18 protein-coding genes are annotated in these 18,588 nt (G+C 70.4%); 9 read left to right on the forward strand and 9 right to left on the reverse strand.

Annotation, left to right across the window (positions count from 1 at the left end; all coding sequences use genetic code 11):
- Positions 1 to 25 precede the first annotated feature (25 nt).
- Positions 26 to 940: a LysR substrate-binding domain-containing protein gene (locus Q9R47_RS19440; RefSeq protein ID WP_311234757.1), complete on the reverse strand. Its 915-nt coding sequence runs from the start codon at positions 938 to 940 to the stop codon at positions 26 to 28.
- A 171-nt stretch (positions 941 to 1,111) separates the two neighbouring features.
- Here Q9R47_RS19440 and Q9R47_RS19445 point away from each other — a divergent pair, with 171 nt between their 5' ends.
- The 5 genes from Q9R47_RS19445 (at position 1,112) to Q9R47_RS19465 (ending at position 5,971) form a co-directional block, all read left to right on the forward strand.
- The gene (locus Q9R47_RS19445) at positions 1,112 to 2,500 is read left to right on the forward strand and encodes an L-serine ammonia-lyase (RefSeq protein WP_311234758.1); all 1,389 of its coding nucleotides are present in this window, start codon (positions 1,112 to 1,114) and stop codon (positions 2,498 to 2,500) included.
- A gap of 159 nt (positions 2,501 to 2,659) precedes the next feature.
- Positions 2,660 to 3,427, forward strand: coding sequence for an ABC transporter substrate-binding protein (locus tag Q9R47_RS19450; RefSeq protein WP_311234759.1), 768 nt, complete (start codon positions 2,660 to 2,662; stop codon positions 3,425 to 3,427).
- Positions 3,428 to 3,489: 62 nt separating this feature from the next.
- Complete coding sequence (locus tag Q9R47_RS19455; protein ID WP_311234760.1) at positions 3,490 to 4,272, forward strand: amino acid ABC transporter permease; 783 nt, start codon at positions 3,490 to 3,492, stop codon at positions 4,270 to 4,272.
- Complete coding sequence (locus Q9R47_RS19460; RefSeq protein WP_311234761.1) at positions 4,269 to 5,039, forward strand: amino acid ABC transporter ATP-binding protein; 771 nt, start codon at positions 4,269 to 4,271, stop codon at positions 5,037 to 5,039. Before Q9R47_RS19455 ends, Q9R47_RS19460 begins: the two co-directional genes overlap by 4 nt.
- Positions 5,040 to 5,077: 38 nt before the next feature.
- A complete protein-coding gene (locus Q9R47_RS19465) occupies positions 5,078 to 5,971 on the forward strand; it encodes a DMT family transporter (RefSeq protein ID WP_311234762.1) in 894 nt (297 codons plus the stop codon).
- Positions 5,972 to 5,991: 20 nt separating this feature from the next.
- Here the strand turns inward: Q9R47_RS19465 and mrdA are convergent, their stop codons facing one another.
- The 4 genes from mrdA to Q9R47_RS19485 all read right to left on the reverse strand — a co-directional run bounded on the left by mrdA (position 5,992) and on the right by Q9R47_RS19485 (position 10,544).
- A complete protein-coding gene (gene mrdA, locus Q9R47_RS19470; protein ID WP_311234763.1) occupies positions 5,992 to 7,938 on the reverse strand; it encodes a penicillin-binding protein 2 in 1,947 nt (648 codons plus the stop codon).
- Positions 7,939 to 7,969: 31 nt separating this feature from the next.
- A complete protein-coding gene (gene mreD, locus Q9R47_RS19475) occupies positions 7,970 to 8,488 on the reverse strand; it encodes a rod shape-determining protein MreD (RefSeq protein WP_311234764.1) in 519 nt (172 codons plus the stop codon).
- Positions 8,485 to 9,405 carry a rod shape-determining protein MreC gene (gene mreC / locus Q9R47_RS19480; RefSeq protein WP_311234765.1) on the reverse strand — a complete coding sequence of 307 codons (921 nt, stop codon included), beginning with the start codon at positions 9,403 to 9,405 and terminating at the stop codon, positions 8,485 to 8,487. Before mreC ends, mreD begins: the two co-directional genes overlap by 4 nt.
- Positions 9,406 to 9,500: 95 nt before the next feature.
- Positions 9,501 to 10,544 carry a rod shape-determining protein gene (locus tag Q9R47_RS19485; protein ID WP_092835531.1) on the reverse strand — a complete coding sequence of 348 codons (1,044 nt, stop codon included), beginning with the start codon at positions 10,542 to 10,544 and terminating at the stop codon, positions 9,501 to 9,503.
- Between the two features lie 205 nt (positions 10,545 to 10,749).
- Here Q9R47_RS19485 and gatC point away from each other — a divergent pair, with 205 nt between their 5' ends.
- From gatC to gatB, 3 genes are read left to right on the forward strand one after another with little or no spacing between them, the layout of a single operon-like run.
- Positions 10,750 to 11,049, forward strand: coding sequence for an Asp-tRNA(Asn)/Glu-tRNA(Gln) amidotransferase subunit GatC (gene gatC / locus Q9R47_RS19490; RefSeq protein WP_311234766.1), 300 nt, complete (start codon positions 10,750 to 10,752; stop codon positions 11,047 to 11,049).
- A 30-nt stretch (positions 11,050 to 11,079) separates the two neighbouring features.
- Positions 11,080 to 12,603, forward strand: a complete 1,524-nt coding sequence (gene gatA / locus Q9R47_RS19495) for an Asp-tRNA(Asn)/Glu-tRNA(Gln) amidotransferase subunit GatA (RefSeq protein ID WP_311234767.1) — start codon at positions 11,080 to 11,082, stop codon at positions 12,601 to 12,603.
- Between the two features lies 1 nt (position 12,604).
- Entirely contained in the window at positions 12,605 to 14,056 is a 1,452-nt protein-coding gene (gatB, locus tag Q9R47_RS19500) for an Asp-tRNA(Asn)/Glu-tRNA(Gln) amidotransferase subunit GatB (RefSeq protein WP_311234768.1), read from the forward strand.
- Between the two features lie 48 nt (positions 14,057 to 14,104).
- On the opposite strand, the gene Q9R47_RS19505 is transcribed toward gatB, so the two are convergent.
- Together Q9R47_RS19505 and pyrE are read right to left on the reverse strand one after the other, a co-directional pair.
- On the reverse strand, positions 14,105 to 14,800 hold the full coding sequence (locus Q9R47_RS19505; RefSeq protein WP_311234769.1) for a DUF4124 domain-containing protein: 696 nt from the start codon (positions 14,798 to 14,800) through the stop codon (positions 14,105 to 14,107).
- 40 nt (positions 14,801 to 14,840) lie between these two features.
- Entirely contained in the window at positions 14,841 to 15,560 is a 720-nt protein-coding gene (gene pyrE, locus Q9R47_RS19510) for an orotate phosphoribosyltransferase (RefSeq protein ID WP_404977177.1), read from the reverse strand.
- Between pyrE and Q9R47_RS19515 the strand changes: the two genes are divergently transcribed.
- Positions 15,559 to 16,374, forward strand: coding sequence for an exodeoxyribonuclease III (locus Q9R47_RS19515; RefSeq protein WP_311234770.1), 816 nt, complete (start codon positions 15,559 to 15,561; stop codon positions 16,372 to 16,374). The genes pyrE and Q9R47_RS19515 overlap by 2 nt on opposite strands.
- A 25-nt stretch (positions 16,375 to 16,399) precedes the next feature.
- On the opposite strand, the gene dkgB is transcribed toward Q9R47_RS19515, so the two are convergent.
- Together dkgB and Q9R47_RS19525 are read right to left on the reverse strand one after the other, a co-directional pair.
- Positions 16,400 to 17,242 carry a 2,5-didehydrogluconate reductase DkgB gene (dkgB, locus tag Q9R47_RS19520; protein WP_311234771.1) on the reverse strand — a complete coding sequence of 281 codons (843 nt, stop codon included), beginning with the start codon at positions 17,240 to 17,242 and terminating at the stop codon, positions 16,400 to 16,402.
- Between the two features lie 101 nt (positions 17,243 to 17,343).
- A complete protein-coding gene (locus tag Q9R47_RS19525; RefSeq protein ID WP_311234772.1) occupies positions 17,344 to 18,546 on the reverse strand; it encodes an MFS transporter in 1,203 nt (400 codons plus the stop codon).
- Positions 18,547 to 18,588 lie beyond the last annotated feature (42 nt).

Raw genomic sequence — 18,588 nt, forward strand, 5'->3', positions numbered from 1 at the left:
GCCCGGCGGCGGCGCGTAAGAAGGCTCAAAGGGCCGCGGCCGGACGCAGCCGCTCCGCCGCGCGCACGATCTCGTCGATGAACACCTTCACCGCGGGGTGATCGCGCTCGCCGCGCCGGAAGGCGACGGAGATCTCCCGGGTGGCGGCCGGCCGCAGGGGCACGGCGCGGGTGCCCGGCAGGGGGCGCAGCAGGCGCAGCCCGGGCACCACGGTCACCGCGCAGCCGGCGCCCACCATGGCGGACACCACCTCGAAGCCCAGCGCGCGCACGTCCATGCGCGGCTCGAAGCCGGCCTCCAGGCAGAGATGGCGCACGAATTCCCCGAAGCTGCTGGAGGCCGCGTCCATGGCCCAGGGCTCGTTCCGCAGGTCCGCCACGCCCAGCCAGGGGCGGCCCGCCAGCGGATGGGACTCCGGCAGCAGCACGTGCAGCGAATCGCGTGCGAGCGCCACGAAGCCGCAGCCGTCCTGCCGCCGGTCGCGGCGCAGCGCGAGGTGGTCGATGAGCGCGATGTCGGCCCGCCAGGAGCCGAGCGCCGCCAGGCCGTCGGCCGGCTCCATCTCCTCCACCGCCAGGCGCAGGCGCGGGTAGGCGGCGCGCAGCGCCTGGATGGTTTCCGGCAGCAGGGCCGACGCGATCGAGGGGAAGGCGGCCACGCGCAGCTCCCCCGCCAGCTCCCGGCGCAGCAGCGCCAGTTCCGACTTGGCCTCGTCCAGCACCGCCATCAGGCGCTCCGCATGCCGCACCAGCGCCTCGCCCCCGGGCGTGAGGCGCACGCCGCGGCCCTGCCGCTCGGTGAGGGCCAGGCCCGCTTCGTCTTCGAGCTGCGCGATCTGCTGCGACACGGCCGAGGGCGTGAGCGCCAGCGCCTCGGCCGCGGCGGCCATGGTGCCGCAGCGGGCCAGTTCGCGCAGCGCGCGCAGGCGGTTCATGTCCATGGGGGGCTTCCGGATCGACGGGAAATCGGTGATTTTTCTAATGTATCCCTTCACGAAAGATCAGTGGACCTGTCGAAACCGGCGTTCTACGCTCGGGTTGTCTTTGCGGGCCGGCTGGCCTGCCCGGCACACCGCCCCTTCCCTTCGCCCACCGCCCACCACCCACCTTCCATGGCCATCAGCGTCTTCGACCTCTTCAAGATCGGCATCGGCCCGTCCAGCTCCCACACGGTGGGGCCGATGCGCGCCGCCCGGCTGTTCACCCACGCCCTGGAGCACCAGGGCCTGCTGGCGGACACGGCACACGTGGAGGCGGAGCTCTACGGTTCGCTGGGCGCCACGGGCAAGGGCCACGGCAGCGATACCGCCGTGCTGCTGGGCCTCTCGGGTCACGAGCCCGACACCGTGGACGTGGACCGCATCGCCGGCTACGTGGCCGACATCCGCGCCGGTGGCCACCTGCGGCTGGCGGGGCACCATCCGGTGGCCTTCGACGAACGGCGCGACCTGCGCTTCTACGCCCTGAAGACCCTGCCCTTCCATGCCAACGGGCTGCGGTTCGCCGCGCATGGCGCCTCGGGAGAGCTGCTGCACGAGGCCACCTACTATTCGGTGGGCGGCGGCTTCGTGGTGAGCGAGGCCGTGGCCGCGGACGGGTCCCGGCACAAAGTGGTGGCGCCCGATCCGTCGGTGCTGCCGCTGCCCTTCGGCGACGCGGCCGACCTGCTGCGCCTCACGGCCACGCACGGCCTGGACATCGCCGGCGTGATGCGTGCCAACGAACGGCACTGGCGCACCGATGCGGAGATCGACGCCGGCCTGCTCGCCATCTGGCGCACCATGCAGGCCTGCGTGGAACGCGGCTGCCGCACCGAGGGCCTGCTGCCCGGCGGCTTCAAGGTGAAGCGGCGCGCGGCGGCGCTCGTGCAGCGGCTGGGCACGTTCGACCCGCGCCCGGAAGACCCGCTGCGCGTGCTCGACTGGGTGAACCTCTGGGCGCTGGCCGTCAACGAGGAGAACGCCGCGGGCGGCCGCGTGGTCACCGCGCCGACCAACGGCGCCGCGGGCATCGTGCCGGCCGTGCTGCACTACTACGTGCGCACGGCGCCCGGGGCGAGCGAGCGCGGCGTGGTGGACTTTCTGCTCACGGCCGGGGCCATCGGCATCCTCTACAAGCAGAACGCCTCCATCAGCGGGGCGGAGGTCGGCTGCCAGGGCGAGGTCGGCGTCGCCTGCTCGATGGCGGCGGGCGCGCTCTGCGCGGCGCTGGGCGGCACGCCGGCCCAGGCGGAGAACGCGGCGGAGATCGGCATGGAGCACCACCTGGGCCTCACCTGCGACCCGGTCGGCGGGCTGGTGCAGATCCCGTGCATCGAGCGCAATGCCATCGCGTCCGTCAAGGCGATCAACGCGGCGCGCATGGCGCTGCACGGCGACGGCACGCACTTCGTGAGCCTGGACCAGGTCATCAAGACCATGCGCGAAACCGGGGCCGACATGCTCACCAAGTACAAGGAAACGGCCCGCGGCGGCCTGGCGGTGAACATCGTGGAGTGCTGACGGGCCATCCGCATTTCCGAGGGGGCATGGCTCCATACCCCTTCTTTATAATGTGTCCGCTCCGTGACGCCCGCCGCCGGGCCGCGGCCCCCACATGTCCGGCTTCGCCACCCGCCAAGCCGGATTTTTTGTACCCTGCCTACCCCACAGGAACCGCTGATGAAGATTCTCAAGACGATGGCCACCGCTGCCGTGGCGCTGTGCGCGGCCTTCTCCGCCCAGGCCCGCCCGATCGACGCCATCCAGAAGGACGGCAAGATCATCATCGCGACGGAGGGGCAGTTCGCGCCCTTCAACTACTTCAACGGCACGCAGCTCACGGGCTTCGAGGTCGACGTGGCCAACCTGGTGGCCAAGAAGATGAACCTGAAGGTGGAGTGGAAGACGCTGGGCTTCGACGCGCTGCTGACCGGCCTCGCGCAGGACCGCTGGGACGTCGCCATCGCCTCGCACGGCGTGACGGAAGAGCGCTCCAAGGCCGTCACCTTCGCCACGCCCCACTACTGCTCGGGCGGCATGATCATCGCCATGGACCCGGCCATCCGCGCGGGCAAGGACCTCGCCGGCAAGGTGGTGGCCGTGCAGACCGGAACGAGCTACCTCGAGAACGTGAAGAAGGTGCCCGGCGTGAAGGACGTGAAGAACTTCCCGACCGACGTGGACGCCCGCAGCGCCCTCACCTCCAAGCGCGTCGATGCCTGGGTGACCGACAAGTTCGTCGCCAAGGAAGTCGCCGCCAAGAACCCCAAGGCCGGCCTGAAGCTCGGCGACATGCTCTTCATCGAGAAGATCGCCCCGGCCGTGGCCAAGGGCAACACCAGCCTGGCCGACGCCTGGAACAAGGCCTTCGCCGAGGTCCTGGCCGACGGCAGCTACGCCGCCGTCTCCAAGAAGTACTTCAACGAAGACGTCCGCTGCGCCCCCTGATCCCTGACCGCCGGCCGGCGTCCTGACGCGGCGCCGCGGCCGGCCTTCCGGACGCTTTCTCCATGCTCACCGCCCTTTGGCCCCGGCACTGGAGCCGCCAGCAGCGCAGCAATGCGACGCTGGTCTCGGCCCTGGTGCTGATGGTGCTGGCCCTCGCCCTGCTGGGCCAGGCCCTCTCCTTCCTCCCCGACCCCATCGGCCCCAACGCCCAGGCTTTCGCCGAAGGCGCGCGCACCACGCTCTGGCTCACGCTCGTGAGCGGCTTCTGCGGCCTGCTGCTCGGCACCGGCGCGGCCCTGGCCCGCACCGCGCGCTGGACGCCGCTGCGCTGGGCGGCCCGCTTCTACATCTGGGTGATCCGCGGCACGCCGCTGCTGGTGCAGATCCTCTTCGTGTACTTCGCGCTGCCGGTGCTCGTGCCGGGGCTGAACCTGCCCGACTTCGCCGCCGCCGTGGTGGCCCTGGGCCTGAACGTCGGCGCCTACAACTCCGAGGCCATCCGCGCGGGCCTGCTGGCCGTGCCGCGCGGGCAGACCGAGGCCGCGCGCGCCCTCGGGCTCTCGCGCACGCACGTCTTCTTCGACGTGGTGTTCCCGCAGGCCTTCAAGATCTCGCTGCCGCCGCTCGTGAGCAACTTCGTGGCGCTGCTCAAGGACTCGTCCCTGGCGTACGCCATCGGCGTGGTGGAGCTGACCAACGTGGGCAACCGCATCCAGTCGGCCACCTTCCAGCCGATCGCCACGCTCTCCACGGTGGCCATCACCTACCTGCTGCTGACGACGCTGGTGACCCAGGTCTCGAACGCCATCGAGCACCGCTTCGACGTGGAGGGCCGCGCCCAATGACGCATCCCCAGGCCACGCCCACCACGGCACCCGCCACGCCCTACATCGTGGCCGAGAACGTCTGCAAGGCGTTCGGCACGCACCAGGTGCTCAAGAACGTTTCCACCGTGTTCAACACGGGCGAGGTCACCGTGATCATCGGCGCCTCCGGCTCGGGCAAGTCCACGCTGCTGCGCGCGATCAACCGGCTGGAGCCGCACGACAGCGGCCGCATCGCCATCGGCGGCGTGGAGGTCACCGACGACCAGCGCACGCTGCAGCAGCAGCGCAGCGAAGTCGGCATGGTGTTCCAGCAGTTCAACCTGTTCGGCCACCTGAGCGTGCTCGACAACGTGACGCTCGCGCCGCGCCGCATCCACCGCACGCCGCGCGCCGAGGCGAACGAGCAGGCGCTGCAGCTGCTGCGCCGCGTGGGCCTGCGCGAGCATGCGCACAAGTACCCGTGGCAGCTCTCGGGCGGCCAGCAGCAGCGCGTGGCGATCGCCCGCGCGCTCGCGATGCGTCCCAAGGTGATGCTGTTCGACGAGCCCACCTCCGCCCTCGATCCGGAAATGGTGCAGGAAGTGCTGGACGTGATGCGCGAGCTCGCACGCGGCGGCATGACCATGATCGTGGTCACGCACGAAATGGGCTTCGCCCGTGAAGTGGCCGACCGCGTGATGTTCTTCGACCAGGGGCGCATCGCGCACGACGCGCCGCCGGCCGAGTTCTTCGCCAACCCCGCCAACGACCGCATCCGCGCGTTCATCGGCCGCATGGGCAGCTGAGGGCGCCGCCGCGGCGGCCCCTGCCTCCTTTCCAACCCATGCGCTCCGAACGCCAAGGCCTGCTGGCCCTCCTCCTGGTCACCGTGGTCTGGGGAACGACCTTCCCCGCGATGAAGATGCTGTCCGCGCACCTGGATGCGCTGCAGATCATCTGGCTGCGCTTCGCGATCGCGCTCGCCGTGCTCAGCCCCCTGTGGCGCGGCATGCGCCGCGCGGAGCGCCGCTGGGGCCTGCTGCTGGGCGCCCTGCTGTTCCTCGCGTTCTGGCTGCAGATCGAGGGGCTGGCGCGCACCAGCAGCAACCGCAATGCCTTCGTCACCGGGCTGAACGTGCTGGTCGTGCCGCTCCTGGCCATGGCCGTGCTGGGCCGCCGCTACGGCTGGACGCTGTGGGCCGCCTGCGGCATGGCGCTCGCTGGCATGGCGCTGATGTTCCACGAGAACGAGCCCTGGAACCTGGGCGATTCGCTGACGCTCGCCAGCACGGTGTTCTACGCCATCTACATCCTCGCGCTGGAGGAGTGCGCGCGCCGCACCGCCGCGGCCCCGCTGCGCGCCACGCGCATGGCGGCCATGCAGGCGCTGGTGATGTGCGCCGCCGCCACGGTGCTGGTGGGCGTGCGCCATGGTGGTTATGCGGGCACGCTGGCGCAGATCGCGGAGCTGCCGGCGGGCGTGTGGGGCGCCGTCGCCTACCTGGGCATGGTGGCCAGCGTGCTGGTGGTGACGCTGCAGGCCTGGGGCCAGCAGCGCGTGGACGCCATGCGCAGCGCCATCGTCTTCGGCCTGGAGCCGGTGTTCGCGGCGCTCACGGCGTGGCTGCTGATCGGCGAGCGCCTGGGCTGGGCCGGCGCGTGCGGTGCGGCGCTCATCGTCGCCGCGCTGATCGCGAGCCAGCTGCAGCCGCCGCGCGCACCGCAGGCCGCGGGCTGACGCACCGCCGCCGGCGCCCGTCAGGGCGCGGGCGGCGCGACCTGCACGTCGGCCGCGCGCCGCGGGGTGCCCATGGGCGCGCCGGCCTGGCCCTTGGCGACGGCCGCGAGGTCCTGCTCGTTGGGGTAGTCGCCCTGCAGCCAGTAGTCGAACACCCGGCGCACGATGGGCGCCGCGGCGGCCGCGCCAAAGCCGGCGTTCTCGACGATCACCGCCACGGCGATGCGCGGGCTCTCGGCCGGCGCGAAGGCGGCGAACAGCGAGTGGTCGCGCTGGTGCTCTTCCAACGCCTTGGCGTTGTATTTCACGTTCTGGCCCAGGCTCACGGCCTGCGCGGTGCCGGTCTTGCCGGCCGCGGTGTACGCCGCCCCGGCGAACACGCGCGTGCCCGTGCCGGCCTTGATCACCGCCGTGAGGCCGTTGCGCACGATCTCCAGGTTCTTCGCCGAATAGCCGAGGTTCTCGCCCGGCGGCTGCTGCACTTCCGTGACCGCGCCGGTGACGGTGTCGCGCACGGCCTTCACGAGGTGCGGGCGGTAGCGGATGCCGCCGTTGGCGAGCGTGGCCTCGGCCGAGGCCAGCTGCAGCATGGTGAAGCTGTTGTAGCCCTGCCCGATGCCGAGCGACACGGTCTCGCCCGAATACCAGCGCTTCATCTCCGGGCGCTTGTAGGTGTTGCGCTTCCACTCGGTGCTGGGCAGCACGCCGCGCACTTCGCCGTTGAGGTCGATGCCGGTGATCTGGCCGAAGCCCAGCGGCTTCATGAAGTCGTGGATGGTGTCCACGCCCATGTCCACGGCGAGCGAGTAGAAGTAGGTGTTGCTGGAGAACTGGATGGCGCGCACCATGTCCACGCCGCCCAGGCCGCCTTCGTGGCTGCGGAAGGTGTGGCCGCCGTAGGTGTAGAAGCCCGGATCGTTGTAGACCTGCGTGGGCGAGCGCTTGTTCAGCTGCAGCGCGCCGAGCGCCATGAAGGGCTTGTAGGTGGAGCCGGGCGGGTAGGTGCCGCGCAGCGCGCGGTTGAGCAGCGGCTTGTCGATCGATTCGTTGAGCGCCTGCCAGTTCTCCGAATCGATGCCTTCCACGAACAGGTTCGGATCGAAGGTGGGCTTCGAGACCAGCGCGAGCACCTCGCCGTTGCGCGGGTCGATCGCCACCAGCGCGCCGCGGCGGTCGCCGAACATGTCCTCCACGAGCTTCTGCAGCTTGATGTCGAGCGACAGCATCACCGTGTTGCCCGGCGTGGCCGGATGGCTGGCGAGGCGCCGCACCGCATGGCCGCCGGCGGAGGTCTCCATGCGCTCCACGCCGGTCTGGCCGTGCAGCGTGGTCTCCTGGCTCTGCTCGATGCCGAGCTTGCCGATGTGGTCGGTGCCGCGGTAGTTGGCCGCGTCCTCGGAATCCTCGATGCGTTCCTTCTCGCGCTGGTTGATGCGGCCGATGTAGCCGATCGCATGGCTGCCGACGTCGCCCAGCGGGTAGTTGCGGAAGAGCCGGGCCTTGATGTCCACGCCCGGGAAGCGGTAGCGCTGCGCGGTGAAGCGCGCGACCTCCTGGTCCGACAGGCGCGTGCGGATCGGCAGCGACTCGAAGCTGCGCGACTCCTCCATGAGCCGCTTGAAGCGGCGCCGGTCGCGCGCATGGATCTCCACCACCTTGGAGAGCGCGTCGATCGTGTCCTCCAGGCCATCCACCTTCGAGGGCGTGATCTCCAGCGTATAGGCCGAGTAGTTGGTGGCCAGCACAACGCCGTTGCGGTCCTGGATGAGGCCCCGGTTGGGCACGATGGGCACGACCGCCGTGCGGTTGCTCTCGGCCTGGTCGGCGAGGTCTTCGTGCCGCACCACCTGCAGCACCAGCAGGCGCGCCACGATGAGGCACATGGCCAGCAGCACCACGAGGCCGACGACGAACACGCGCAGGCGAAAGCGCGAGAGATCGGCCTCGGTATTGCGCAGCTCGGTCATGTCGGCGGGACGGAGGACAACGGAAGGCGCCTCAGAGCGGCCGGTTCTCGTCGCGGTCGGGCGGGCGGCGCTGGGGCGCGAGCAGCACCCAGGTCGCGAGCGGCCAGAGCAGCGCCTCGATCACCGGCGCGATCAGCCCCGGCAGCCCGGGCAGGATGCCGCCCGAGACCATGCGCACGAGCAGTTCGATGGCATGCGCGCCCAGGAAGAGCGGCAGCACCTGCAGCGCCTGCGAGAACGGGCTGAACCACAGCAGGCGCCGGTGCAGGTAGATGGCGCCGAACATCATGGCGCAGTAGGCCAGCGCATGCTGGCCGAGCAGCGCGGTCTGGTAGACGTCCATGCACAGGCCCAGGGCGAAGGCGACGGTCATGCCCACGCGCTGGGGCTGGTGCACGCCCCAGAAGACGAGCAGCACCATGACGAGGTCGGGCGTCCAGACCACGCGCCCGAGGGGCAGCATGTTGAACGCCAGCGCCACCAGCAGGCTGGCCGCGATGAACGAGGGCCGCACGGGCATCAGCAGCTGCTCGCCGCGGGGCATGATCATCGGCGGCCTCCCTTGCGGGCCGGTGCGGCCTCGGCGGCGGGCGGGCGCTCGGGCAGGCCCGGGTCGAGCGGCTGCAGCACCATGACGTGGCGCGCGCCCTGCGCCTGAGCGAGCGGCGCGCAGTAGATGCGGGCGAACGCGGAGTCGGCACGGCGTTCCACGCGCACGACGCGGGCCACGGGCAGGCCCGGCGGGTAGAGGCCATCGACGCCGCTGGTGGTGAGCAGGTCGCCCTCCTGCACGTCGGCGTTGCTGGGCATGAAGCGCAGCTCCATGCCGCCGCCGTGCGCGATGACGGGATCGCCGTAGGCCACGCCGCGCGCGCCGGTGCGCACGTTCATGACGGGAATGGCCTGGTCGCGGTCGATGAGCAGGGTCACCTCGCTCAGCAGCGGATGCACCCGCGTCACCTGGCCGAGCATGCCGGACTCGTCCATGACCGGCGCGCCGAGCGCGATGCCGGCCACCTGGCCCTGGTCGATCATCACGCGGCGGGTGTAGGGATCGGCGGCGTCGTAGATCACCTGCGCGGCCTTCGCCGGCGTCTGCAGCCGGTCGCGCAGCTGCAGCAGCTTGCGCAGGCGCTCGTTCTCCTGCAGGAGCTGGTCGGCCTGGTTGGCGCGCTGGGCCATGGCCACCATCTCGCGGCGCGCGGTGTCGACCTCGGCCTGGGCGGCCTCCATCGTGCGCAGATAGGCCGTGCCGCCGCCCACGAACTGCACGGGCTGCAGCATCACCCACTGCACCGGATAGAGCGCCACGGCGATGGCCTTGCGCAGGGGTTCGGTGACGTGGAAGCGGGCGTCCGCCACCATGAGGAACAGCGCCAGCGCGCCGCAGAGCGCGAACCGCGCGCGCGGCGACGGGCCCTGCTTGAAGAACGACGGCGCGGACCGCTCGAGGGTACCGATGGGCATGGCGGTAGGAAACAGCCGCTGGAGAGGGTCAGGAAGGAAGGTGCCGCGCAGATGCCCGGCCGGACCCGCAGCCCCCGCCCCGCGGCATGGTCATGTCACTCGCTCGTGAAGATGCTGCCCTGGCGGTCCATGCGCTCGAGCGCGATGCCGCAGCCGCGGACCACGCAGGTGAGCGGGTCTTCCGCCACCAGCACGGGCAGGCCGGTTTCCTCGGCGAGCAGGCGGTCGAGGTCGCGCAGCAGCGCGCCGCCGCCCGTGAGCATCATGCCGCGCTCGGCGATGTCGGCGCCCAGCTCGGGCGGGGTCTGCTCGAGCGCGTTCTTGACGGACGAGACGATCTGGTTGAGCGGATCGGTCAGGGCTTCCAGCACTTCGTTGCTGGAGATGGTGAAGCTGCGCGGCACGCCTTCGGAGAGGTTGCGGCCCTTGACCTCCATCTCGCGCACTTCGGAGCCCGGGAAGGCCGAGCCGATGTGCTTCTTGATGGATTCGGCCGTGGGCTCGCCGATCAGCATGCCGTAGTTGCGGCGGATGTAGCTGATGATGGCCTCGTCGAACTTGTCGCCGCCCACGCGGACGCTGCCCTTGTAGACCATGCCGCCCAGCGAGATCACGCCGACTTCCGTCGTGCCGCCGCCGATGTCGACGACCATGGAGCCGGAGGCTTCGGAGACCGGCAGGCCCGCGCCGATGCCGGCGGCCATGGGTTCCTCGATGAGGTAGACGGCGGTGGCGCCGGCGGCCTCGGCCGCGTCCTTGATGGCGCGGCGCTCGACCTGGGTGGAGCCGCAGGGCACGCAGATGATGATGCGCGGGCTCGGCGTGAGCAGCGTGCGCGGGTGCACCATCTTGATGAACTGCTTGATCATCTGCTCGGTGATCACGAAATCGGCGATCACGCCATCCTTCATCGGGCGGATGGCTTCGATGTTGCCGGGCACCTTGCCGAGCATGGCCTTGGCCTCGTGGCCGACCGCCTGGATGACTTTCTTGCCGTGGGGTCCGCCTTCGTGGCGGATGGCGACGACGGAGGGTTCGTCGAGCACGATGCCCTTGTCGCGGGCGAAGATCAGGGTGTTGGCTGTGCCAAGATCGATGGCAAGGTCGGTGGAAAAGTACCGACGGAAAGCTCCGAACATTCAGGAATTCCTCTGGGGCACGGCATGCGCGTCGGCCTGCCGTCGCCGGGTGTTAGGGGGTGTTTGTGGGCTTTTTTCGCACAATGACCGGCGGTTGGGAGGGTATTGCGGCAAAGCCGGGATAATACCGCATCCCCTGTGAATAACTTCTGCCCGGCCCTTCGCCGGCGCAGCTTTACATCCCGTTTCCGCACCCGTTTTTCCCATGGCACTGACACCCCAGGACATTGGCCGCATCGCCAACCTGGCGCGGCTCGACCTGAGCCCCGCCGAAAGTGAGCGCATGCTCACTCAACTCAACGATTTCTTTGGCACGGTGGAGAAGATGCGGGCTGTGGATACCACCGGCGTGCAGCCCCTGTCGCACCCGGTCGCGGCGATCCAGGACATCGCCCTGCGCCTGCGCGAGGACGCCGTGGGCGAGCCCGACCAGCGCGAGGCCAACCAGCGCAGCGCGCCGGCCGTGGAACGGGGCCTGTTCCTCGTGCCCAAGGTGATCGAATAAATAAATAGAACACGCGAGCCACGTCATTCCATGAGCGACACCTCCCCTTCCCTGCACACCCTGGGCGTGGCCGAACTGGCCGCGGCGCTGCGCGGCAAGCGCGTCTCCGCCGTCGAGGCGGCCCAGCACTTCCTCGGCCGCATCCGGCAGCACACCGGCCTCGGCGCCTTCGTGGCCGTCGACGAGGACGCCACCCTGGCCCAGGCCCGCGCCCAGGACGACGCCATCGCCGCCGGCACCGCCGGCCCGCTGGCGGGCGTGCCCATCGCCCACAAGGACATCTTCGTCACGCGCGACTTCCCCAGCACGGCCGGCTCGAAGATGCTGGCCGGCTACCGGTCGCCTTTCGACGCGACCGTGGTCGCGCGCCTGGCCGAGGCCGGCGCGGTGACGCTCGGCAAGCTCAACTGCGACGAGTTCGCCATGGGTTCGGCCAACGAGAACTCGGCCGTGCCCCCGCTGGGCTGCGAGGCTCCCGCGCCGGTGCGCAACCCCTGGGCCGCCGACCGCGTGCCGGGCGGCTCCTCCGGCGGCAGCGCCGTGGCCGTGGCCGCGCGCCTGGCACCGGCCGTGACCGGCACCGACACCGGCGGCTCCATCCGCCAGCCGGCCTCGTTCTGCGGCATCACCGGCATCAAGCCCACCTATGGCCGCGCCAGCCGCTACGGCATGATCGCCTTCGCCTCCAGCCTCGACCAGGCCGGCCCGATGGCCCGCAGCGCCGAAGACTGTGCCCTGCTGCTCTCGGCGATCTGCGGCCCCGACCCGGACCGCGACTCCACCAGCCTGGACGTGCCGGCCGAGGACTTCAGCACGCAGCTGAATGAATCGATCGGCGGCCTGCGCATCGGCATCCCCGCCGAGTTCTTCGGCGAGGGCCTGGCGCCCGACGTGCGCGCCGCGGTGGACGGCGCGCTCAAGGAATACGAGAAGCTCGGCGCGAAGCTCGTGCCGATCACGCTGCCGCGCACGGAGCTGTCGATCCCGGTGTACTACGTGATCGCGCCGGCAGAGGCCTCGTCCAACCTGAGCCGCTTCGACGGCGTGAAGTTCGGCCACCGCGCCAAGGACTACACCGATCTGGTGGACATGTACAAGAAGACCCGCGCCGAGGGTTTCGGCGACGAGGTCAAGCGCCGCATCATGATCGGCACCTACGTGCTCTCGCACGGCTACTACGACGCCTACTACCTGCAGGCGCAGAAGATCCGCCGCATGATCGCGGATGATTTCCAGAACGCCTTCAAGGCATGCGACGTGATCGCCGGCCCCGTGGCGCCCACGGTGGCCTGGAAGCTCGGCGAGCACGGCAACGACCCGCTGGCCGACTACCTGGCCGACATCTTCACGCTGCCCGCTTCGCTCGCCGGCCTGCCCGGCATGAGCGTGCCCGCGGGCTTCGGCGAAGGCGGCATGCCCGTGGGACTGCAGCTCATCGGCAACTACTTCCAGGAAGGCCGGCTGCTGAACGCCGCGCACCGCCTGCAGCAGGCGACCGACTTCCACCTCCGCACGCCCACGGGGCTGTCTGCACAGTCCGGGGGGAGCTTCTGACATGACCGCGAAACTCATCCACGGCTACGAAGTCGTCATCGGCTTCGAGACCCATACCCAGCTCGCCACGCACAGCAAGATCTTCAGCCGCGCCTCGACGGCGTTCGGCGCCGAGCCCAACACGCAGGCCTGCGCGGTGGACCTGGCCCTGCCCGGCACGCTGCCGGTGATGAACCGCGAGGCCGTGGCCTGCGCCATCCGCCTGGGCCTGGCGCTGGGCTCCACCGTCGCGCCGGAGAGCATCTTCGCGCGCAAGAATTACTTCTACCCCGACCTGCCCAAGGGCTACCAGATCAGCCAGTTCGAGATCCCGGTGGTGCAGGGCGGCGAGGTGTCGTTCTACCTGGGCGAAGAGAAGAAGACCGTGCGCCTGGTGCGCGCCCACCTCGAAGAGGACGCGGGCAAGTCGCTGCACGAGGACTTCATCGGCCAGTCCGGCATCGACCTGAACCGCGCCGGCACGCCGCTCCTGGAGATCGTGACCGAGCCCGACATCCGCAGCAGCGAAGAGGCCGTGGCGTATGCGCGCGAGCTGCACAAGATCGTCACCTGGATCGGCATCTGCGACGGCAATATGCAGGAAGGCTCGTTCCGCTGCGACGCCAACGTCTCGGTGCGCAAGCCCGGGGCGCCGCTGGGCACGCGCCGCGAGATCAAGAACCTGAACAGCTTCAAGTTCATGCAGCAGGCGATCGACTACGAGATCCGCTGGCAGATCGAGCAGATCGAGGACGGCCACGCGATCCAGCAGGCGACCGTGCTGTTCAACCCCGACACGGGCGAGACGCGCGCGATGCGCACCAAGGAAGACGCGGCCGACTACCGCTACTTCCCCGACCCGGACCTGCCGCCGCTGCGGGTGTCGCAGGAATGGATCGACCAGGAACGCAGCCGCATGCCCGAGCTGCCGCGCGCGATGGCGGCGCGCTTCGTGGCCGACTACGGCCTGCCCGAGTACGACGCCACCACGCTCACGCAGTCGAAGGCCATGGCGGCCTACTTCGAAGAGGCCGCGAAGGCCAGCGGGCAACCGAAGCTCGCGAGCAACTGGATCATGGGCGAAGTGTCGCGCCGCGTGAATGCGGGCGAGACCGACATCGCCGCCGCGCCGGTCACGGCCGCGCTGCTGGCGAAGCTGATCGCGCGCATCGCCGACGGCACCATCTCCAACGCCGCCGGCCGCCAGGTGTTCGAGGCGCTCTGGAGCGGCGAGGGCAGCGACGTGGACGCGGTCATCGAGGCCAAGGGCCTCAAGCAGATGAACGACACCGGCGCGCTGGAGAAGATCATCGACGAGGTGATCGCCGCCAACCCCGACAACGTGGCCCAGTTCAAGGCCGGCAAGGACAAGGCGTTCAACGCGCTGGTCGGCCAGGCGATGAAGGCGAGCCGCGGCAAGGCGAACCCGCAGCAGGTGAACGACCTGCTGCGCGCGCGGCTCGCGGCGTCCTGACCGCGCAGCGGCAGCCGGGCTGTGCCGGACGCCCGGCCGGTTCCCGCGCTACTGCGGCGCCGGCACCGCCGGCGCGGAGTGCTGCGCGGCCCAGAGCGGGCGCAGCTGGGCCAGTTCGGCATCGAAGCGCTGGTGCACGCGGCGCTTCTCGTCTTCCTGCGAAGCGATGAAGCGCTGCTGCAGCGCGATCGCATCGTCCTGCTCGGCGATCTGGCGGCGCAGGGCCATGGGGGCCTTGGAAGAATCGCGGCGGTAGAACTCCATCTCCGCATCGAGCTTCCTGCGCTGGCTGCGCAGTTCGGCCACGCGCGCCGCGGCCACGGCCGTCACCTCGTCCACCTTCGCGATCGCCGCCGCGCGCTCGGCATCGTGCGCGGCCTGGTCCGGATAGCGCGCGACCAGCACGCGCTCCCGGCGGCGCTCCTCGGCGGCGCGGGCCCGGTCTTCGGCTTCCTTGCGGCGCTGGGCGTCCTGGGCCGAGCGCTCCTGGTCGGAGAGCAGCGGACCGACGCGGCCGCGCTCGGTGCCGGACGGCCCGAGCACGCGCTGCTCGCGGTCGGTGCATTCGGGGATCGGGCGGTCCGCCGTGAGGCGCCGGCCCTTGGCGTCCACGCAGGTGTAGATGCCGCCGGCCCCGGGCTGGCCCGGCTGCTGCGCCTGTGCGGCCGGCCCGCACAGGGCGGCCAGCGCCGCCCCGGCGCCCAGGCGCCAGAGGGTCGGTGGCTTCAGCGGAAGGACTGCCATGGGGTTCGAGGTGCGGAAGATGGGCCGCGCGCGGCCCGGGTCAGACGCCGTAGCGCTGGCGGTAGGCCAGCACGCGCTCGTGGTGGGCGCCCATGTCGGAACCCCCGCGCTCCTGCAGATAGTGCAGCAAATCGGCCAGCTTGGCGATGGTGCACACCTGCATGCCCAACTGGCCGCGCACGTACTGCACGGCGCTGTGGTCCACGTCCCGGCCGTTCTCGGTGGCCTTTTCCTGGCGGTCGAGGGCGATCGCCATCGCATGGGGCACGGCCCCGGCGGCCCGGATGAGGGCGATGGATTCGCGCGCGGCCGTGCCGGCGGACATCACGTCGTCCACGATCAGCACACGGCCCTGCAGCGGCGCGCCCACCAGCGTGCCGCCCTCGCCGTGGTCCTTGGCCTCCTTGCGGTTGTAGGCGAAGGGCACGTTGCGGCCCTGGCGGGCCAGCTCCACCGCCACCGTGGCGGCGAGTGGGATGCCCTTGTAGGCGGGCCCGAAGACCATGTCGAATTCGATGCCGCTGGCGATCAGGGCTTTTGCATAGAATTCCGCGAGCCGGCCCATCTTGGCGCCGTCGTCGAAGAGCCCCGCGTTGAAGAAATACGGGCTCATGCGGCCCGCCTTGGTCTTGAATTCACCGAACCGCAGCACGCCCGCCTCCACGGCGAAGTGCACGAATTCCTGCGCCAGGCGGTCCGGCGAACCGCCCTCTCCCGCCATTTCCGTTCCCGCCTGCCGCTGCGCGCCGTCTGCCACCATGGATGCTTCCCTTTTCAAATTGACCAGCCTGAACCTCAACGGCATCCGTTCCGCCACCTCGAAAGGGGTGGAAGCCTGGATCGCCGAGACGCGGCCGGATTGTATTTGCGTGCAGGAGATCAAGGCCCAGTCCGCCGACATGGAAGGCCGCTTCGAGAGCCTGGCGGGCCTCAAGGGGCACTTCCACTACGCGGTGAAGAAGGGCTATTCGGGCGTGGGCATCTACACCCGCCACGAGCCGACCGACGTGCGCGTGGGCTACGGCTCCAGCGAATTCGACGCCGAGGGCCGCTACGTGGAGGCGCGCTTCGACACGCCCGCGCGCAAGCTCTCGATCATCAGCGCGTATTTCCCGAGCGGCTCATCCGGCCCCGAGCGCCAGTTGGCGAAGTTCCGCTTCCTGGCGGAGTTCCACGTGCACCTGATGCGCGTGAAGGAAGAGCGCGAATTCATCCTCTGCGGCGACGTCAACATCGCCCACCAGCAGATCGACCTGAAGAACTGGCGCAGCAACCAGAAGAACAGCGGCTTCCTGCCCGAGGAACGCGAGTGGATGACGAAGCTGCTGCACCCCACCGACCTGGGCGGCGGCCTGGTGGACGTGTACCGCCTGCTGCAGCCGGGCACCACCGAGGCCGCCTACACCTGGTGGAGCAACCGCGGACAGGCGTATGCGAACAACGTGGGGTGGCGGCTCGACTACCACCTCGCCACGCCGGCGATCGCGGCGCTGGCGCGCGCCGAGGCCATCTACAAGCAACAGAAGTTCTCGGACCACGCGCCGATCACCGTGGGCTACGAACTGGCGATCTGATCCCAGGCTCCAGGCGCCCGGCGGATCAGTCCCAGGCCGGGGCCAGCCCTTCCGGGTCCACCAGCCGGCCGCCGCGGTCGAGCGCGGCGATGCGCCGCATGTGGGCATCGTCCAGCCGCAGTTGCGTGGCGCGCAGGTTCGATTCGAGGTGCTCGCGGCGCGTGGACGAAGGGATCACGGCGAAGCCCGACTGCATCGCCCAGGCCAGCGCGACCTGGGCCGGCGTGGCATCGCATTCCTGCGCGATCGCCTGGATCTCCGCATCCTGCAGCATCTGGCCGTAGCCCAGCGTCATGTACGAGGTGACGTGGACGCCCTGGCCGCGCGCGAAATCCACCACCGCCCGGTTCTGCAGGTACGGATGCAGTTCGATCTGGTTCGTGGCGATCATGTCCGCCCCCACGGCGGCCACGGCCTCGCGCAGGAGCGCCACCGTGAAGTTCGACACGCCGATGCGCCGCGCAAGCCCGCGGGATTGCGCATCGGCCAGCGCCTCCAGGCTTTCGGCCAGCGGCACAGCGCCGCCGGGGGAGGGCCAGTGGATCAGCACCAGATCCACGTAATCCGTGCGCAGCTTTTCCAGGCTCTCCTGCAGGCTCGGGACGAGCCGGCCGGCGGAAAGGTGGTCGGTCCAGATCTTGGTGGTGAGGTAGAGATCGCCGCGCGCCACGCCGCTGGCGGCGACGGCCTGGCCCACCTCGGCTTCGTTGCCGTAGATCTGCGCGGTGTCCACGTGGCGGTAGCCCAGGTCGAGCGCGTTCGCCACCGAATCGATGGCGGCCTGGCCCTTCAGGCGGAAGGTGCCCAGCCCGAACGGCGGCACGGGTGCATGGGAAGAGAGGGAAGAAGGGGAAGCGGATGTCTGCATGGAAAGCTCCTCGTCGATGGACGGATGGACGGATGGGCGGATGGACGGGTGAATGGATGGATGGTGGAAAAGGGAAAGCGCGCTCGGATCGCTGCAGCACCTCAGTGCCCGGCGGCAGCCGGACGGCCCCCGCGCACGGCAGCCCCGCCGCGGGCATCGAGCACACCGCTCACCTGGGTGAGCGCCAGCGCGACCAGCACCACCACCGCGCCGATCCACGGGGTGTGCATCAGGCCCATGTGCGTCACGATCAGCCCCCCGGCCCAGGCGGCGCCCGCGATGCCGAGGTTGAACGCGGCGATGTTCAGGCCCGAGGCCACGTCCACGGCCTGCGGCGCGACGCGCTCGGCCTGGCGCACCACGTACAGCTGCAGGCCCGGCACGTTGCCGAAGGCCACGGCGCCCCAGAGCAGCACGGTCGCCACGGCCAGCCAGGGGTGCGGCGCGGTGAACTGCAGGAGCAGCAGCACGGCGGCCAGCAGCGCGAAGAGGATGCGCAGCGCGGCGATCGGCCCCAGGCGGTCGGCCAGCCGGCCGCCCCAGAAGTTGCCCACGGCCACCGAGACACCGTACACCAGCATCACCCAGCCCACCGCGCCTTCGCTGAAACCCGACACGCCGGTGAGGATGGGCGCGAGAAAGGTGAACGGGATGAAGGTGCCGCCGTAGCCGACGGCCGTCTTGGCATACACCAGCAGCAGCCGCGGCTCGGCCAGCACGCGGGCCTGCTGCAGGAGCGAGGCCGGCGGCACGTGCGCGATGCGCCGCGGCACGAAAAGCGCGCTGCCCGCGAAGGCCAGCATGCCGAGCCCCGCCACGGCGAGGAAGGTGTCGCGCCAGCCGAAGTGCTGGCCGATGAAGGTGCCCAGCGGCACGCCGGTGACCAGCGCCACCGTGAGCCCCGAGAACAGCGTGGCGATCGCGCTGGCGGCCTTCTCGCGCGGCACCAGGCCGGTGGCGATGGTCGAGCCGATCGAGAAGAACACGCCGTGCGCGAGGCCGGTGAGCACGCGCGCGGCCACCAGCGTGCCGTAGCCCGGGGCCTGCCAGGCCAGCAGGTTGCCGGCGGTGAACAGCGCCATGAGCGCCAGCAGCAGGGCCTTGCGCGGCAGCCGGCCGGTGAGCGCGGTGAGCACCGGCGCGCCGACGGCCACGCCGAGCGCATACAGGCTGACGAGCAGGCCGGCCGGCGGCAGGCCGATGCCGAGGTCCGCCGCCACGGTGGGCAGCAGGCCGACGATGACGAACTCGGTCGTGCCGATGGCGAACGCGCCGAGCGTCAGCGCGAACAGGGCGATGGGCATGGGGAAACACTCCTTGGGATCACAGATCGATGGCAGGAGTGT

This window comes from Acidovorax sp. PRC11 (assembly GCF_031844105.1).
GTDB lineage: Bacteria > Pseudomonadota > Gammaproteobacteria > Burkholderiales > Burkholderiaceae_C > Paracidovorax.

Bases quoted from the DNA above. Each gene is read 5' to 3' on its own strand.
- Q9R47_RS19440 (WP_311234757.1), bottom strand. From the start codon at position 940: ATGGACATGAACCGCCTGCGCGCGCTGCGCGAACTGGCCCGCTGCGGC.
- Q9R47_RS19445 (WP_311234758.1), top strand. From the start codon at position 1,112: ATGGCCATCAGCGTCTTCGACCTCTTCAAGATCGGCATCGGCCCGTCC.
- Q9R47_RS19450 (WP_311234759.1), top strand. From the start codon at position 2,660: ATGAAGATTCTCAAGACGATGGCCACCGCTGCCGTGGCGCTGTGCGCG.
- Q9R47_RS19455 (WP_311234760.1), top strand. From the start codon at position 3,490: ATGCTCACCGCCCTTTGGCCCCGGCACTGGAGCCGCCAGCAGCGCAGC.
- Q9R47_RS19460 (WP_311234761.1), top strand. From the start codon at position 4,269: ATGACGCATCCCCAGGCCACGCCCACCACGGCACCCGCCACGCCCTAC.
- Q9R47_RS19465 (WP_311234762.1), top strand. From the start codon at position 5,078: ATGCGCTCCGAACGCCAAGGCCTGCTGGCCCTCCTCCTGGTCACCGTG.
- mrdA (WP_311234763.1), bottom strand. From the start codon at position 7,938: ATGACCGAGCTGCGCAATACCGAGGCCGATCTCTCGCGCTTTCGCCTG.
- mreD (WP_311234764.1), bottom strand. From the start codon at position 8,488: ATGATCATGCCCCGCGGCGAGCAGCTGCTGATGCCCGTGCGGCCCTCG.
- mreC (WP_311234765.1), bottom strand. From the start codon at position 9,405: ATGCCCATCGGTACCCTCGAGCGGTCCGCGCCGTCGTTCTTCAAGCAG.
- Q9R47_RS19485 (WP_092835531.1), bottom strand. From the start codon at position 10,544: ATGTTCGGAGCTTTCCGTCGGTACTTTTCCACCGACCTTGCCATCGAT.
- gatC (WP_311234766.1), top strand. From the start codon at position 10,750: ATGGCACTGACACCCCAGGACATTGGCCGCATCGCCAACCTGGCGCGG.
- gatA (WP_311234767.1), top strand. From the start codon at position 11,080: ATGAGCGACACCTCCCCTTCCCTGCACACCCTGGGCGTGGCCGAACTG.
- gatB (WP_311234768.1), top strand. From the start codon at position 12,605: ATGACCGCGAAACTCATCCACGGCTACGAAGTCGTCATCGGCTTCGAG.
- Q9R47_RS19505 (WP_311234769.1), bottom strand. From the start codon at position 14,800: ATGGCAGTCCTTCCGCTGAAGCCACCGACCCTCTGGCGCCTGGGCGCC.
- Q9R47_RS19515 (WP_311234770.1), top strand. From the start codon at position 15,559: ATGGATGCTTCCCTTTTCAAATTGACCAGCCTGAACCTCAACGGCATC.
- pyrE (WP_404977177.1), bottom strand. From the start codon at position 15,560: ATGGTGGCAGACGGCGCGCAGCGGCAGGCGGGAACGGAAATGGCGGGA.
- dkgB (WP_311234771.1), bottom strand. From the start codon at position 17,242: ATGCAGACATCCGCTTCCCCTTCTTCCCTCTCTTCCCATGCACCCGTG.
- Q9R47_RS19525 (WP_311234772.1), bottom strand. From the start codon at position 18,546: ATGCCCATCGCCCTGTTCGCGCTGACGCTCGGCGCGTTCGCCATCGGC.